General features: G+C 76.0%; 16 protein-coding genes. 10 read left to right on the plus strand and 6 right to left on the minus strand.

Annotation, left to right across the window (positions count from 1 at the left end; all coding sequences use genetic code 11):
* Window positions 1-22: 22 nt before the first annotated feature.
* Window positions 23-385, minus strand: a complete 363-nt coding sequence (locus tag AC1UE5_RS19395; protein WP_482926584.1) for a YciI family protein — start codon at window positions 383-385, stop codon at window positions 23-25.
* Complete coding sequence (locus AC1UE5_RS19400) at window positions 385-1,119, minus strand: SRPBCC family protein (RefSeq protein WP_482926586.1); 735 nt, start codon at window positions 1,117-1,119, stop codon at window positions 385-387. The genes AC1UE5_RS19395 and AC1UE5_RS19400 overlap by 1 nt, the downstream gene beginning before the upstream one ends.
* A 95-nt stretch (window positions 1,120-1,214) precedes the next feature.
* Here AC1UE5_RS19400 and AC1UE5_RS19405 point away from each other — a divergent pair, with 95 nt between their 5' ends.
* Window positions 1,215-2,024, plus strand: a complete 810-nt coding sequence (locus AC1UE5_RS19405; RefSeq protein ID WP_482926588.1) for a methyltransferase domain-containing protein — start codon at window positions 1,215-1,217, stop codon at window positions 2,022-2,024.
* 52 nt (window positions 2,025-2,076) lie between these two features.
* On the opposite strand, the gene AC1UE5_RS19410 is transcribed toward AC1UE5_RS19405, so the two are convergent.
* Window positions 2,077-2,397: a hypothetical protein gene (locus AC1UE5_RS19410; RefSeq protein ID WP_482926590.1), complete on the minus strand. Its 321-nt coding sequence runs from the start codon at window positions 2,395-2,397 to the stop codon at window positions 2,077-2,079.
* A gap of 87 nt (window positions 2,398-2,484) precedes the next feature.
* Between AC1UE5_RS19410 and AC1UE5_RS19415 the strand changes: the two genes are divergently transcribed.
* Genes AC1UE5_RS19415 through AC1UE5_RS19440 form a run of 6 tightly spaced genes read left to right on the plus strand, consistent with a single transcriptional unit; the run spans window position 2,485 to window position 8,333 of the window.
* Window positions 2,485-3,267 (plus strand): SDR family NAD(P)-dependent oxidoreductase, encoded by a 783-nt coding sequence (locus AC1UE5_RS19415; protein ID WP_482926592.1) that lies wholly within the window; start codon window positions 2,485-2,487, stop codon window positions 3,265-3,267.
* A gap of 18 nt (window positions 3,268-3,285) precedes the next feature.
* Window positions 3,286-3,693, plus strand: coding sequence for a PaaI family thioesterase (locus tag AC1UE5_RS19420; RefSeq protein ID WP_482926594.1), 408 nt, complete (start codon window positions 3,286-3,288; stop codon window positions 3,691-3,693).
* A 54-nt stretch (window positions 3,694-3,747) separates the two neighbouring features.
* Window positions 3,748-5,190 (plus strand): hypothetical protein, encoded by a 1,443-nt coding sequence (locus AC1UE5_RS19425; protein WP_482926596.1) that lies wholly within the window; start codon window positions 3,748-3,750, stop codon window positions 5,188-5,190.
* A gap of 21 nt (window positions 5,191-5,211) precedes the next feature.
* Window positions 5,212-5,898, plus strand: coding sequence for a DNA polymerase ligase N-terminal domain-containing protein (locus tag AC1UE5_RS19430; RefSeq protein WP_482926598.1), 687 nt, complete (start codon window positions 5,212-5,214; stop codon window positions 5,896-5,898).
* Window positions 5,899-5,920: 22 nt separating this feature from the next.
* The gene (locus tag AC1UE5_RS19435; protein WP_482926600.1) at window positions 5,921-6,529 is read left to right on the plus strand and encodes an FCD domain-containing protein; all 609 of its coding nucleotides are present in this window, start codon (window positions 5,921-5,923) and stop codon (window positions 6,527-6,529) included.
* Window positions 6,530-6,572: 43 nt separating this feature from the next.
* Entirely contained in the window at window positions 6,573-8,333 is a 1,761-nt protein-coding gene (locus tag AC1UE5_RS19440) for a Kelch repeat-containing protein (protein WP_482926602.1), read from the plus strand.
* On the opposite strand, the gene AC1UE5_RS19445 is transcribed toward AC1UE5_RS19440, so the two are convergent.
* Window positions 8,330-9,241, minus strand: a complete 912-nt coding sequence (locus AC1UE5_RS19445; protein WP_482926604.1) for an alpha/beta fold hydrolase — start codon at window positions 9,239-9,241, stop codon at window positions 8,330-8,332. The genes AC1UE5_RS19440 and AC1UE5_RS19445 overlap by 4 nt on opposite strands.
* Window positions 9,242-9,301: 60 nt before the next feature.
* Here AC1UE5_RS19445 and AC1UE5_RS19450 point away from each other — a divergent pair, with 60 nt between their 5' ends.
* The 3 genes from AC1UE5_RS19450 (at window position 9,302) to AC1UE5_RS19460 (ending at window position 10,501) form a co-directional block, all read left to right on the plus strand.
* Window positions 9,302-9,925 (plus strand): hypothetical protein, encoded by a 624-nt coding sequence (locus AC1UE5_RS19450; RefSeq protein WP_482926606.1) that lies wholly within the window; start codon window positions 9,302-9,304, stop codon window positions 9,923-9,925.
* Between the two features lie 5 nt (window positions 9,926-9,930).
* Complete coding sequence (locus AC1UE5_RS19455; RefSeq protein WP_482926608.1) at window positions 9,931-10,152, plus strand: hypothetical protein; 222 nt, start codon at window positions 9,931-9,933, stop codon at window positions 10,150-10,152.
* 73 nt (window positions 10,153-10,225) lie between these two features.
* Window positions 10,226-10,501, plus strand: a complete 276-nt coding sequence (locus AC1UE5_RS19460; protein WP_482926610.1) for a hypothetical protein — start codon at window positions 10,226-10,228, stop codon at window positions 10,499-10,501.
* Window positions 10,502-10,505: 4 nt separating this feature from the next.
* On the opposite strand, the gene AC1UE5_RS19465 is transcribed toward AC1UE5_RS19460, so the two are convergent.
* Both AC1UE5_RS19465 and AC1UE5_RS19470 read right to left on the minus strand, forming a co-directional pair.
* The gene (locus tag AC1UE5_RS19465; RefSeq protein WP_482926612.1) at window positions 10,506-11,282 is read right to left on the minus strand and encodes a class I SAM-dependent methyltransferase; all 777 of its coding nucleotides are present in this window, start codon (window positions 11,280-11,282) and stop codon (window positions 10,506-10,508) included.
* 19 nt (window positions 11,283-11,301) lie between these two features.
* A complete protein-coding gene (locus AC1UE5_RS19470) occupies window positions 11,302-12,192 on the minus strand; it encodes a VOC family protein (RefSeq protein WP_482926614.1) in 891 nt (296 codons plus the stop codon).
* Between the last annotated feature and the right edge of the window lie 78 nt (window positions 12,193-12,270).

Genomic DNA, 12,270 nt, shown 5'->3' on the forward strand with positions numbered 1-12,270 from the left:
TCGGCGACGGCCTGCTCGGCGGTCAGCTCGCGCCCTCCTCCGAGCCGGTGTCGTCCGACAGCGCGAACCCGAGCAGCGGCCGGACCTCGACGCCGCCCTGGACGATCGGCACCATCCGCCCGACCTCCAGCGCCTGGTCGAGGTCCCGTGCCTCGATCACGAACACGCCGGCCATCGCCTCCTTGGTCTCGATGAACGGCCCGTCGGTGAGCACGGCGCCGCGGATCGACGTCGCCGTCTCGTCGGGCTGGAGCGCGAGGCCGGCGATCTCGCGCGCGCCCACGGCGGCGATGCGGGCCGGAAGCCCCTCGTGGGCAGCCATGACCTCGGCGGGCAGCTCCTCTGCCGGGACCTGCTCGTAGATGAAGATCGCGTACTGGGGCATCAGCTCTGGGCCTCCGGGGTCGTGGGGGAAGGGGTGTCCGTGGCGGCGCCGGCCACCGCCGCACGCCACGCCTCCGCGTCGGCGGCGGGGTCGAACAGGTGGAGTGCGACGTCGCTCGGGTGGCCCCACGGCTCGCGGCCGTAGACCCGGATGAGCGCGTCGCGCGTGCGCACGCCGAGGAACATGGGCGCGACGTAGTCCACCATGCCGTCGACCGGCCCGTCGGGTCCCGTGACGGTGACCCGGTCGCCGACCGCGTGCGTCGCCGGCGCCCCGAGGCCGAGCGCCGCCGCGCCCGCGGTGCCGCTCGCGACCTCCACCGACAGGTACTGCGGAGACTTCCCGGAGAACCAGCGGACGTACTCCCCGAGCGAGTGCAGGTAGAAAGCCGTGTGCTGCCGGCACGCGTCCAGCTCGGCGTCGAAGTCGCCCTGGGTGACCACGCTCTGGTGGCGGTAGCGCAGCCACGTCTCGCCGCCCTCCAACTGGTCCAACCAGTAGTCGAGCTGGTTCCACCAGCCGTCCGCGCGCTCGGCGCGCGTGGCGAAGTGGCGCCCCGGCTCCCATACCGTCACGACGCCGCCGTCGCCCGACAGGCCCTGCTCGGCGCCGCCGACCCGCGGCTCGAACGTCACCGGCCACAGGTACGCGTCGCCGCGCTCGGTGAACGCCTCCCACACCTGCTCCGGGGTGCCCGCCACCGGGCCCTCGAACCGCACCTCGAACTCCTGCATGTCCGCCTCCATCGCTTGTCGCTGCGGGCCGCCCGAGCGACCCCTTCATCAACGACGACAAACGGCGCACGCCGAAATCGACAAGGATGGGGAACATGGCTCCCGACACGTACGTGCACGGCTACGACCCGCGGGAGAGCGAGCGCCTCCACGACCAGGCCGGGACGCTCACCGCGCTCCTGCACGACGGCACCGCGTACCCCGCCGGAGCCACCGTCCTGGAGGCCGGCTGCGGCGTCGGCGCCCAGACCGTCACGCTCGCGCGCCGCAGTCCCGAGGCGCGGTTCGTCTCCGTCGACCTCTCCGCCGACTCGGTCGCGCAGGCCCGCGCGCGGGTCGAGGCCGCCGGCGTCACCAACGTCGAGCTGCGCCAGGCCGACCTGCTCGACCTCCCGTTCGGCGACGCCGCGTTCGACCACGTCTTCGTCTGCTTCGTGCTCGAGCACCTGAGCGACCCCGCGGACGCGCTCGTCCGCCTCGGCGCGGTGCTGCGGCCCGGCGGCACGCTGACCGTGATCGAGGGCGACCACGGCTCCACGTTCTTCCACCCCGACAGCGACGCGGCCCGCGCGGCCATCCAGGTCCAGGTCGACATGCAGCGCGCGGCGGGCGGCGACGCGCTGATCGGTCGGCGGCTCTACCCGCTGCTGCGCTCGGCCGGGTTCGCCGACGTCCACGTCGCGCCGCGCAACGTCTACGCCGACGCCAGCCGCCCGGACCTCGTCGAGGGGTTCACCCGCCGCACGTTCACCGCGATGATCGAGGGCGTCCGTGAGCCCGCGCTCGACGCCGGCCTCATCGACGCGGCGGCGTTCGACGCGGGCATCCGCGCGCTCCACCGCACGACCGAGCCCGACGGCGTCTTCTCCTACACGTTCTTCAAGGCCGTCGGCGTGCGGCCGTAGCCTCACGCGCCTCCCGAGCCCGCGGGAGCCGGGCCGGAGCGGCGTGGGCGGCTCAGGCCGCTGTCGCGGGCGCCACGCCGCGGCGGCGCAGCTGACGGGTGATGCGCTCGCGCAGCGAGGGCTGGAGCTCGTAGGCCCGCATGCCCGAGGCGTGCAGGCGCAGGATGGTGACGAGCTCGTGCGTGCGGTGGAACGGGTCGGCGACCACGCGGTCGTCGACCAGCGACAGCGCCGCGCGCGCCTCGCCGTCGACCTGGATCACGAGGGCCGGGACGGTGAGCGGGCGCGCGGAGTCCAGCGCCGCGAGGTCGGAGAGCACCGGTGCGTCCGCATCGTCCTGGAGCTCGATCTGGTGGGAGTGGCCGGGGAACATGGGACCACTTCACACCCTGTGCGCTACCGGGCGATTACCGGGTGCCACGCCCGGGTCGGGGAGCCCTTGGGGTTACGGTGCGTGACCGTGACCGCCCCCAACGCCTACCTCACCGACCTCTTCTCGCTCGCCGGCCTGACGGCGCTCGTGACCGGCGGCAGCTCGGGCATCGGGCGCGCGATCGCGGAGGCGCTCGCGCGCGCCGGCGCGCGGACCGTCGTCGTCGCCCGCCGTGAGGCGGAGCTCGTGGCGACGGTCGACGAGCTGCGCGCCGCGGGCGCTGAGGCGGCCCACGTCAGCGCCGACCTGAGCACGCGCGCGGGCGTCCGCGCCGCGGCGGACGCAGCCGCGCAGGCGTTCGGCGAGCCCGACATCGTCGTCAGCTCCGCCGGCATCAACCTCCGCCCGCCGCTCGGCGAGCTGACCGACGACGTCTGGGACGTGACGATGGCGCTCAACCTCGAGGCGCCGTTCCTGCTCGGCCAGCGGTTCGGGCCGGGGATGGCCGAGCGCGGGTTCGGCCGGCTCATCCACGTCACCTCCCAGCAGGCGCACCGCGCGTTCGCCCAGAGCGGCGCGTACGGCGTCTCGAAGGGCGGGCTGGAGGCCCTCGCGCGCTCCCAGGCCGAGGCGTGGTCGGTGCACGGCGTCACCGCCAACACGCTCGTGCCCGGGGTCGTGCTCACGCCGCTCAACGCGCGGATGGCCGGCGACCCGGAGCTCGTGCGCCAGCTCGCGGCGCGCACGCACGTCGGCCGCAACGGCCTGGCGGAGGACTTCGCGGGCGCCGCGGTCTTCCTCGCCAGCCGCGCCTCGGCCTACGTGACCGGCCAGGCCCTGTTCGTCGACGGCGGGCTGTCGGTCCGCTGACACGGGATGATGCCGTCCGTGACCGACGACCACGAGCGCACCTCACCCGGCCCGTTCAGCACGTCGCTCGGCTTCCGCCTCGTGGAGCGGAGCGCCGACCGCGTCGTGATCGAGGCCGATCCGCTGCCCGAGCACGCCAACGGCGCCGGCATTCTGCACGGCGGCTACCTCGCCTCGTTGCTCGACTCCACCACCGGGTGGGCCGTCCACTCGCAGCTCCCGCCCGGGCGGCCCGCGCCGCACACGCACCTCAGCGTCCAGTACCTGCGCGCGGGCCTGCCGGGGAGGACGCTCACGTGCGTCGGCCGCTGCGTGCGCGCCGGGCGGACGGTCGCGGCCGGGGAGGCGGAGATCACGCAGGACGGGAAGGTGATCGCGCGCGCGGTGTCGAGCCACGCGGTCATCGGGGCCGCCGGGGACGACTGACGTCAGGGCTTCCGCCGATGTCGGGGCGGCGCGCGACGCCTAGCGTCGCCGTCCATGCCCCGGAAGCTCCTCCTGCCCGCCCTCGCCGCCGCGGTGCTCGCGGCACCTGCGACCGCGCCCGCCGCGACGACGATCGGCCAGCACCCCGACGGCGTGCTGACAGGGTCCGAGCTGGCCTGCCCGGCCGGGTGCACGGTCGTGCAGGCGCGGCTGTCGGCGGTCGACCAGCGCGTGCCGGCGGGGCCGCACGTCGTCACCGGGTGGGTCGTGCGCGGGGACGGCGGGGCGGCCCGGCTGCGGCGGCTGACGGTGAACGGCGACGGGAGCGTGAGCGCCGGTGCGGCGACGGCGCCGGTCGCGCTCACCGGCGCGACCGTGGCCGGCGCGGGCGGCCTGCGGCTCGACGGCGAGGAGCTGCTCGGGGTCGAGCTGACGCCGGGCGCGGCGATCGGAGCGGTCGAGTCGCTCTTCGACTCCGACGTGCTGCTCGGGTGGAGCCCGGCGCTGGCCGAGGGCAGCGCGCGCGACGCCGACCACGCCGAGCGCGGCTACCTCGCGCTGCAGGCGGTCGTCGAGCCGGATGCCGATCGCGACGGGCTCGGCGACGAGTCCCAGGACCTGTGCGTCTTCTGCGGCGGCGGCGCGCCGCCGCCGACCCCGCCGGCCCCCGGGCCCGCGCCGGTGCCCGCGCCCACGCCGCCGCCGGCGACCGGCGGCGGGAGCGGCCCGATCGTCCCGCAGGACCGCTACGCGGAGGTCCGCAGGCGCGGCCCGAAGGTCACCATCGCGCGCAGCGCGACGCGCAAGGGGCGGACCGTCTCGGTGACGGTCACCAACCCGTACGACTTCTCCCTGACCGGGACGTTGCGCGTCACGCGCGGGCGCCGCAGCGCGGGCACCGCCAAGGTCAAGCTCGCGGCGGGCGCGACGGCGGCGATCGCGGTGCGGACGAAGGGCGTCCCGCCGCGCGCGGGCAAGCTGCAGGTGGCCGCCGCGCTGCGCGGGCCGGTCGGCAAGGCGGCGACGACGAAGGCGGCCGTGACCGTGGCCAAGGAGCGCGGCAACAGCGGCGGCGGTGGCAAGGCGCCGAGCGGCGGCGGGGACACGCGCGGCGGCGGCATCGACGGCGAGTACCACGGCGAGGGCGCCGGGGCCGACTGGGTGCTCGTCATCCAGGGCGGCGTCGTCCGCAGCTTCAGCGGCACGATGGGCCTGACCTGCGCCAAGAGCAAGGCCGCGTCGAACCACCACTTCGCGATGGTCGGCGACGACGCGCGGCCGACGGTCGGCGCCGACGGCAGCTTCGCGTGGGAGGCGACCGCCGGCTACGGCCTGACGAAGCTCAAGTTCAGCGGCCGCGTCGCGAACGGGCGCATCACCGGCAACGCCTCGGTCGAGTACCGCCCGCCGGTCAACGGCGCCGACCCGGTCACCGGCACGCCGCGGATGGAGTTCGACGCCTGCTTCGGCGGCCGCGACTACACCCTCACGCGCTGAGGCCCGTCAGACTGCGGCGCCATGGCGAAGACGGCGTTGCGGGCGGCGCTCCCGGGAGGCGACGAGGCGGTGCGCGACGCCGTGCTCGCGCTCGCCCGGGAGCTCGGGCTCCTCGGGTGGGTGCGCCGCGACGAGGACGCGGTCCGGGTGCACGCCGAGGGCGAGCAGGACGCGGTCGAGCGGCTGCGCACGTCGTTCGGCGGCCACGCGCAGGAGACGAAGGCGAAGGTCGAGGGCCACGAGCAGATGGCGGTCCGCGGCGTCCCGCACGGCGAGTTCGTCGTGCAGGAGCACCAGGCCACGTCGCACCACTTCGACCTGCGCCTGCAGGTCGGCGGCGTCATGCGCTCGTGGGCGCTGCCGAAGGGGCCGACGATGGACCCGGCGGTCAAGCGGCTGGCCGTCGAGGTCGCCGACCACAGCCTCGCGTACAACGACTTCCAGGGCGAGACCGGCGGCGGCTGGGTCCGCACGTGGGACCGCGGCCCGTACGAGCAGGGCGGCCGCGTCACGTGGCCGGAGGCGCTCGAGCGCGGACACGCGGTGTTCGTCCTGCACGGCGCGCGGCTGCAGGGCGGGTTCGCGCTCCAGCGCACGCGCGGGCGCGGCGAGAAGGCGCAGTGGCTCCTGCTCAAGCGCAGGGACGACCACGCCCGGCCCGGCTCGGACGTCGTCGCCGAGGCCGCGCGCGACGATCCGGCGCCGTGATCGCCTGCTAGACCCGATACCGGTGAGCCGCGTCTCGGGAACCGTCGAGCTGGTGCGCCTGATGGTGCTGCGCGGCGAGCTTCCCGCCGGCCGGCGGGTCGTCGAGGCGCACGTCATGGACCGGCTCGGCGTCGGCCGGACGACCCTGCGCGAGGCGCTGCGGCGGCTCGAGGGCGAAGGGCTGCTGACCGCCGACGAGGACGGCGGGATGCACGTGGTCGCGATGGATGCGGCGCAGCTCGCGGCGACGCTGGAGGTGCGCGCGGCGCTGGAGGCGCTCGCGGCGCGGCTGGCGGCCGCGCGGGTCGCGGCGGGAGAGGCGTCGCCCGCGGCCTTGCGGCGGCTGACGGCGCTGGCAGGGGAGACCGGCGCCGTGGGGATCGACGCGGTCGCCGCCGCGGTCGCGGACCGCCACTTCCACCGCGCGATCGCCACCCTCGCGGCCAACGCCGCGTGCCACGACGCGCTTGCGGCCGTGTGGGACCGGCTCGTCGTCGCGGCGCACGCGCGGCCGTACGATGGACGGGCCGGCGAGCACGACCAGCTGGCCGCGGCGATCCGCGCCGGCGACGCGGACGAGGCCGAGGCGCTCGCGCGGCGCCACGTCCTCGCCGGGGCCGCTCTGCGCTGACACCCTGGCGCCGTCCCGCTCATCCAGTACGGTCACGCGCCGTATGCGCGCACGGATGACGGTGGTGTGCGGACTGGCGCTGGCAGCGCTGGCCGCGGGTGGCGGCGAGGCCTGGGCGGCCGCGGGGTGGAGCTCCACCGGACCGCTCCGCCAGGCCGCGGAGAACCTGGAGGCCGTCGTGCTCGACGACGGCCGCGTGCTGTCCGCCGGCGGGATCGGGATGGGGTCGCGGCGCGCCAACGCGGACCTGTTCGACCCGGACACCCGCACGTGGACGCCGACAGCCGACCTCGCGGCCGCGCGCGACAGCCACAGCGTGACGGTGCTCGCCGACGGGCGCGTGCTGGTGGCGGGCGGGTTCGGCGCCGGTGGCGGCGCGCTGTCCTCGGCCGAGATCTACGACCCTGCGACGGGCGCCTGGACGCCCGGCGGGAGCATGGGCACCGCGCGCGGGCGGCACATCGCCGTGCGGCTGGCCGACGGGCGCGTCCTCGTCGCGGGCGGCAGCACCCAGGCGAACTTCACGAACGAGCTGTTCTCCGCGGAGATCTACGACCCGGTCACCAACACGTGGTCGCCGACCGCAAGCCTCGCCGCGGGCCGCGACCACGCCACGGCGACGCGCCTGCAGGACGGCCGCGTCCTCGTCGTCGGCGGGCTGGAGACCATCCCGCCCACCGTGCCGCAGCCTGACGCCGAGATCTACGACCCCGCGACGGGGTCGTGGATGACGACCCCGGACCTCGCCGTCGCGCGTACGCCCGCCCCTGCGGTCACCCTCGCGGACGGCCGTGTGCTCGTCGCGGGCGACGACGCGCCGACGTCGGCTCCGACCACCTCGGAGCTCTACGACCCGGCCACGAACACGTGGGGTGCGTCGGCGACCGGGCTCGTCACGGCCGGCCGGCGGCTGAGCCTCGAGCAGCTCGCGGACGGCAGCGTCGTCGCGATCGGCGGCGGCCCGAGCACGGCGTTCGAGCGCTTCGACCCGGCCGCGGGCACGTGGACCGCGCTCGCGCCGATGGCGACCCCGCGGCAGGATCACGCGTCGGCCGCCCTGGACGACGGCCGCCTGCTCGTCGTCGGCGGGGGCGACGGCAACGGCGCCGGCAGCACGCCGATCGCCTCGACCGAGCTGTGGACGCCGGCGGGCACGCGGACCGCGAGCGGCACGGCGTTCGCGGCGCGCGACATCGGCGTCGCGGGCGAGCAGGACGTGACGCTCACCGCCGGGCCGAACGCCGGCCTCTTCGTCACCGGCCTCACGCTCGGCGGCGCGAACGCGGCGGACTTCGTCGTCGTCGACGACGACTGCACCGACGTGGCGGTCGCCGCGGGCGGCACGTGCACCGTGCGCGTGCGGTTCACGCCCGGCGCGGCGGGCACGCGCACGGCGACGCTGACCCTCGCCGACAACACGAGCGACGGCGCGGTCGCGCTCACCGGCACCGGGACCGCTCCGAAGGAGGAGGAGAAGCCGCCGCCCACGCCGGAGCGGCCCGCGCCCCCGGCGCCGCCCGCCGCCGCCCCGCGCCAGGAGCCGCCGACCCCGCGCGTCTGCGTGAGCCGGCGCACCTTCTCGCTCTCGGCCTGGCTGCCGAAGCGCACGCGCGTGGCGTCCGGGACCGTGACGCTCGACGGCCAGCGCATCGCGCGGCTGACGTCGCGGAGCCGCAGCGTCACGGTCGATCTGCGCGGCAAGCCGCGCGGCACGTACACGGTGGAGCTCGCCGCGCGGACGCAGAAGGGCAACCGGATCGCGATCACCCGCCGCTACCGGACCTGCGAGAAGCGCGGCGCCTAGACCGGCGCGACCTCGCCGAGCCACCGCAGCAGCTCCGCGTTCACCGTCTCCGGCGCCTCCTGGTTGACCCAGTGACCGGCGCCGGGGACGACGACCGCGCGGCGCAGGTCGGTGACCCAGCCGTCCATCGCCTCGGCGGGCATGAAGCGCCGCACCGGGTCGCGCTCGCCGGTCAGGAAGAGCGCGGGCTGCGTGATGCGGCGGTCCTCGTAGGGCGCGGTCAGCTCCCAGTTGCGGTCGAGGTTGCGGTAGAGCGCGAGCCCGCCCGCGAAGCCCGTCCGCCGGTACGACTCGACGTAGACGGCCAGCTCGGCGTCGCCGAGGAACCGCGGCGTCGGCGGGTCGTCGTCCGTCTCGGCGGCCCACTGCGCCGTCCACGTCCGCGTGGTCGCCAGCGTGCGGCGCACGTCGCGCTCCAGCGCCGCCTCCGCGACGCCCGGCTCCTGCATCCACACCATGTAGAAGTCCTCGCCCAGGTGCGCGCGCATGATGCCGAGCGGCGGCGCGGGCGCGCGCGGGACGAACGGGACGCTCAGCCCGGCGACCGCGGCGACGCGCTCGGGCGCGATCCACGCCGTCTTCCACGCGACGTCCGCGCCCCAGTCGTGGCCGATCACCACGGCGCGCTCGGCGCCCGCGTGGTCGATGAGCCCGGTCACGTCGCGCACGAGCTCGGTGATCGCGTACGCCTCGATCGCCTCCGGGCGGTCCGAGCCGCCGGCGCCTCGGTTGTCGGCGGCGAGCACCCGGTATCCCGCCTCGGCCAGCGGGCCGATCTGGTGGCGCCAGGAGAACGACAGCTCCGGGAAGCCGTGGACGAGCACGACGAGCGGCCCGTCGCGCGGGCCCGCCTCCAGCGTCCACAGGCGCACGTCGCCGACATCGACCAGCTGGCCCTCCCCGGTCATCGCCGGGGACCTTACGGCGTCGCCGGCCTCGGCGAGCGCTGCACGGTACTGTCGGCGCGCATGGCGGGAGCGCGGTTCGCGACGACGTTCCAGGGACAGCGGCTCGAGGTCGAACCGGTCAGCTCGTGGACGGGCAAGCGCGCGCGGCTGCTCGTCGACGGGGACGAGCGCGTGGTCCGCGGCGAGCAGGGGCGCCGCCTGCGGCTCCCGCTCGACGGCGACGGGGCCGAGGACGGCGTCGAGGTGCACGTCTGGCTCGGGTTCACGGGCGAGTCGATCCAGCGCGCTGAGCTGCGCGTCCCCGGCGGCGAGCCCGTGCCGCTCGCACCCGAGCCCGGCAGCCGCGAGGCCCGGCGCGAGGCGTGGGCCCAGGCGCACCCGCTGCTCTTCTCGGCGCGGCACGTCGCGGGGAAGGTCGCGCCGATCCTGATCGGCCTCATCGGCATCAACCTGCTCGCGGGGCTCCTGCCGTCGATCCCGTTCCCGGACGTCGACCTGCCGTCGCTCGACCTCCCGTCGATCCCGTGGCCCGAGGTCGACCTGCCCGACATCACCCTGCCGGGCTGGGTCAAGGCCGTCCTGGAGGCGGCCGAGATCATCGTCCCGATCCTCATCGGCCTGGCGCTCGCGGGGGCCGAGTACCGCCGCCGCAGACGCGCGGCCGCGCACGGCACGTCACACTGACGGCGGTGTCGCCCGCAGATCCGCTGCCCGAGCCCGCCGACCACGACCTGCTCCGCCCGGCCGACGTCGCGCGGTGGCTCGACGTGCGCCCGGACTGGGTCGCACGGGCGGTCGAGCGGGACGAGCTGCCCGTGATGGGCTTCACCGACGACGGGGAGCCGGTGGTGGCCGCCGGCGAGGTCCGTGCGTGGCTGCGCCGGCCGGACCCGTTCGGCGACATGACCTGAGGCGCCCGCCCGCGCGCGCAGGAGGGCGTCGCGCACATTGCCTTCTCCGGCGCGGCCAGGCAGACTCGTGCGCGTGGGCTGCTTCGCCGTCGTGCTCGCGCTGATCTCGCCGCGGCTGGCGCTGTTCTTCGTGTGGCTGTTCAGCGACACCCTGAGCCGCGCGTTCGACAGCTGGGCGCTGCCCCTGCTCGGGTTCTTCCTGCTGCCGTGGACGACGCTGTCCTACGCGGCGTTCTGGGACTGGGGGAGCGGGCGCGAGGTCGCCGGCTTCGAGTGGTTCTTCGTGATCCTGGCGTTCCTCGCCGACCTCGGCACGTACGCCCGCTCGGGCGCCGCGCGGCGCGACTGACGGCTCAGCGGGAGGCGGCGATGACCAGGCGGCCATCGGTGGTGAGCGGCGCGCCGTCCAGGTCGCCGAAGCACCTGACCTCCGCGAAGCCGGCGCGCTGGAGCATCGCGACGAGCTCGGTCGCCGCGTAGACGCGGACGGAGAACGTGCGCGAGTCGCGCTCGCCGCTCCCCTCGAGCAGCGTCTGCGTCGTCTGCGCGACACCCGAGGCGGGGTCGAACGCGCGCTGCTCGAGCAGCAGGCGGCCCGCGCCGACCCGCTGCCACGTCTGCGGCACCCAGCCTTTGACGACCGCGTCGCGGTGCATCGTCTCCACGACCAGCCGCCCGCCGGGCCGCAGCACGCGCCCGATCTCCGCGAGCGCCTTCTCGTCCTCCTCGTCGCCGAGGTAGCCGAGCGACGAGAAGAGGTTGAGCGCACCGTCGAACGCGTCGTCGGGGAACGGGAGCCGGCGGTAGTCGGCGTGGACGAGGTCCGGCGCCGCCGCGCCGTCGTCGCCGGCGTCCGCTCCCGCCCGGCGGCGACCCTCGGCCAGCAGCGCCTCGGAGCGGTCCACGCCGACGACGCGGTACCCGGCGCGGGCGAGCGGGATCGCGTGGCGCGCGAACCCGCACGCGACGTCGAGCACGTCGGCGCCCGGCGCGCAGCCGGCCATCCGCGCGGCCGCCAGCGCCTGCTCGCGCGCCTCCTCCTCGCTGCCGGCCTCGCCGAACGCGCGCAGGTAGAACGCGCTGAAGAACTCGTCCCAGGACTCCTGTGAGCTCGGCGCGCCGACGGCCACGCCGCGAGTCTAGGCGGCCCTAGGCGCGCACCCCCTCGCCGGCAGGCGCCTCCACGTCGCGGTTCTCCGGCACGAACTGGCTGATGACGAACATCGCGCCCTGCGGGTCGGCGAGAACCGCGATGCGCGACCACGGCACGTCGAGCGGCGCCGCGACGACCACGCCGCCGAGCTGCTCGGCGCGGGCCGCGGACACGCGCGCGTCGGCGACCGCGAACGTCACGCCCCAGTGCGCGGGCGTCTCACGCGCCGACGGGGCGAGCAGCGAGACGCTCGCCACGACGTCGGCGAACCCGCGCGGCGCCCCGAGCGCGTCCATCCGCGCGAGCGTCCCGGGGCTGCGGCGCTCGAGGTGCTCGCCGTAGCCGGGCAGGGCCCACATGAGGCCCGCGTCGAGCGGCAGCAGCTCCCACCCGAACACCGCGCCGTAGAAGCGCTGCGCGCGCTCGAGGTCGCGGGTCGACAGGCCGTTGAACGCGAGCGCCCCCGGCTCGTTGACGACCTGGGCGCCGCGGTGCTCGTGCGGCTCCCAGAGCGAGAAGGCCGCGCCCTCGGGGTCGGCGCACACCGCCATGCGGCCGGCCGCGAAGACGTCGAACGGCTCGGCGAGCACGGTCCCGCCCGCGTCGCGGACGCGCTGGGTGCTGGCGTCGGCCCGCTCGACCCACACGTACGTGTTCCACCACGCCGGCGTGCCGGGCAGCGCGCCCTCGGGCAGGCCGGAGATCGCGGCCACGTCGCCGCCGTGCAGGCGGGCGATCAGGTACGAGCGCGGATCGTCGGCGGGCATCGCGTCCTCGAGCTCCCACCCGAAGAGCCCGCGGTAGAAGTCGCCCGCGGACAGCGGGTCCGGGTGGCTGCTGTCGATCCAGCACGGGACGCCGGGGATGTAGCGGTCCAGGTCGGCCATGGCTGTGCGCTCCTTCCGCTCGAAGAGGCCGAACGTACACCCGCGGCTCGCTCTGACATCCGGTGTGGCAGACAAGCT

Source organism: Parviterribacter multiflagellatus, assembly GCF_056863265.1.

What these genes read in the sequence shown, in the direction of transcription:
- AC1UE5_RS19430 (WP_482926598.1), top strand. Translation starts at nt 5,212, where the DNA reads ATGGCGAAGACGGCGTTGCGGGCGGCGCTCCCGGGAGGCGACGAGGCG.
- AC1UE5_RS19405 (WP_482926588.1), top strand. Translation starts at nt 1,215, where the DNA reads ATGGCTCCCGACACGTACGTGCACGGCTACGACCCGCGGGAGAGCGAG.
- AC1UE5_RS19440 (WP_482926602.1), top strand. Translation starts at nt 6,573, where the DNA reads ATGCGCGCACGGATGACGGTGGTGTGCGGACTGGCGCTGGCAGCGCTG.
- AC1UE5_RS19395 (WP_482926584.1), bottom strand. Translation starts at nt 385, where the DNA reads ATGCCCCAGTACGCGATCTTCATCTACGAGCAGGTCCCGGCAGAGGAG.
- AC1UE5_RS19425 (WP_482926596.1), top strand. Translation starts at nt 3,748, where the DNA reads ATGCCCCGGAAGCTCCTCCTGCCCGCCCTCGCCGCCGCGGTGCTCGCG.
- AC1UE5_RS19470 (WP_482926614.1), bottom strand. Translation starts at nt 12,192, where the DNA reads ATGGCCGACCTGGACCGCTACATCCCCGGCGTCCCGTGCTGGATCGAC.
- AC1UE5_RS19450 (WP_482926606.1), top strand. Translation starts at nt 9,302, where the DNA reads ATGGCGGGAGCGCGGTTCGCGACGACGTTCCAGGGACAGCGGCTCGAG.
- AC1UE5_RS19400 (WP_482926586.1), bottom strand. Translation starts at nt 1,119, where the DNA reads ATGCAGGAGTTCGAGGTGCGGTTCGAGGGCCCGGTGGCGGGCACCCCG.
- AC1UE5_RS19410 (WP_482926590.1), bottom strand. Translation starts at nt 2,397, where the DNA reads ATGTTCCCCGGCCACTCCCACCAGATCGAGCTCCAGGACGATGCGGAC.
- AC1UE5_RS19445 (WP_482926604.1), bottom strand. Translation starts at nt 9,241, where the DNA reads ATGACCGGGGAGGGCCAGCTGGTCGATGTCGGCGACGTGCGCCTGTGG.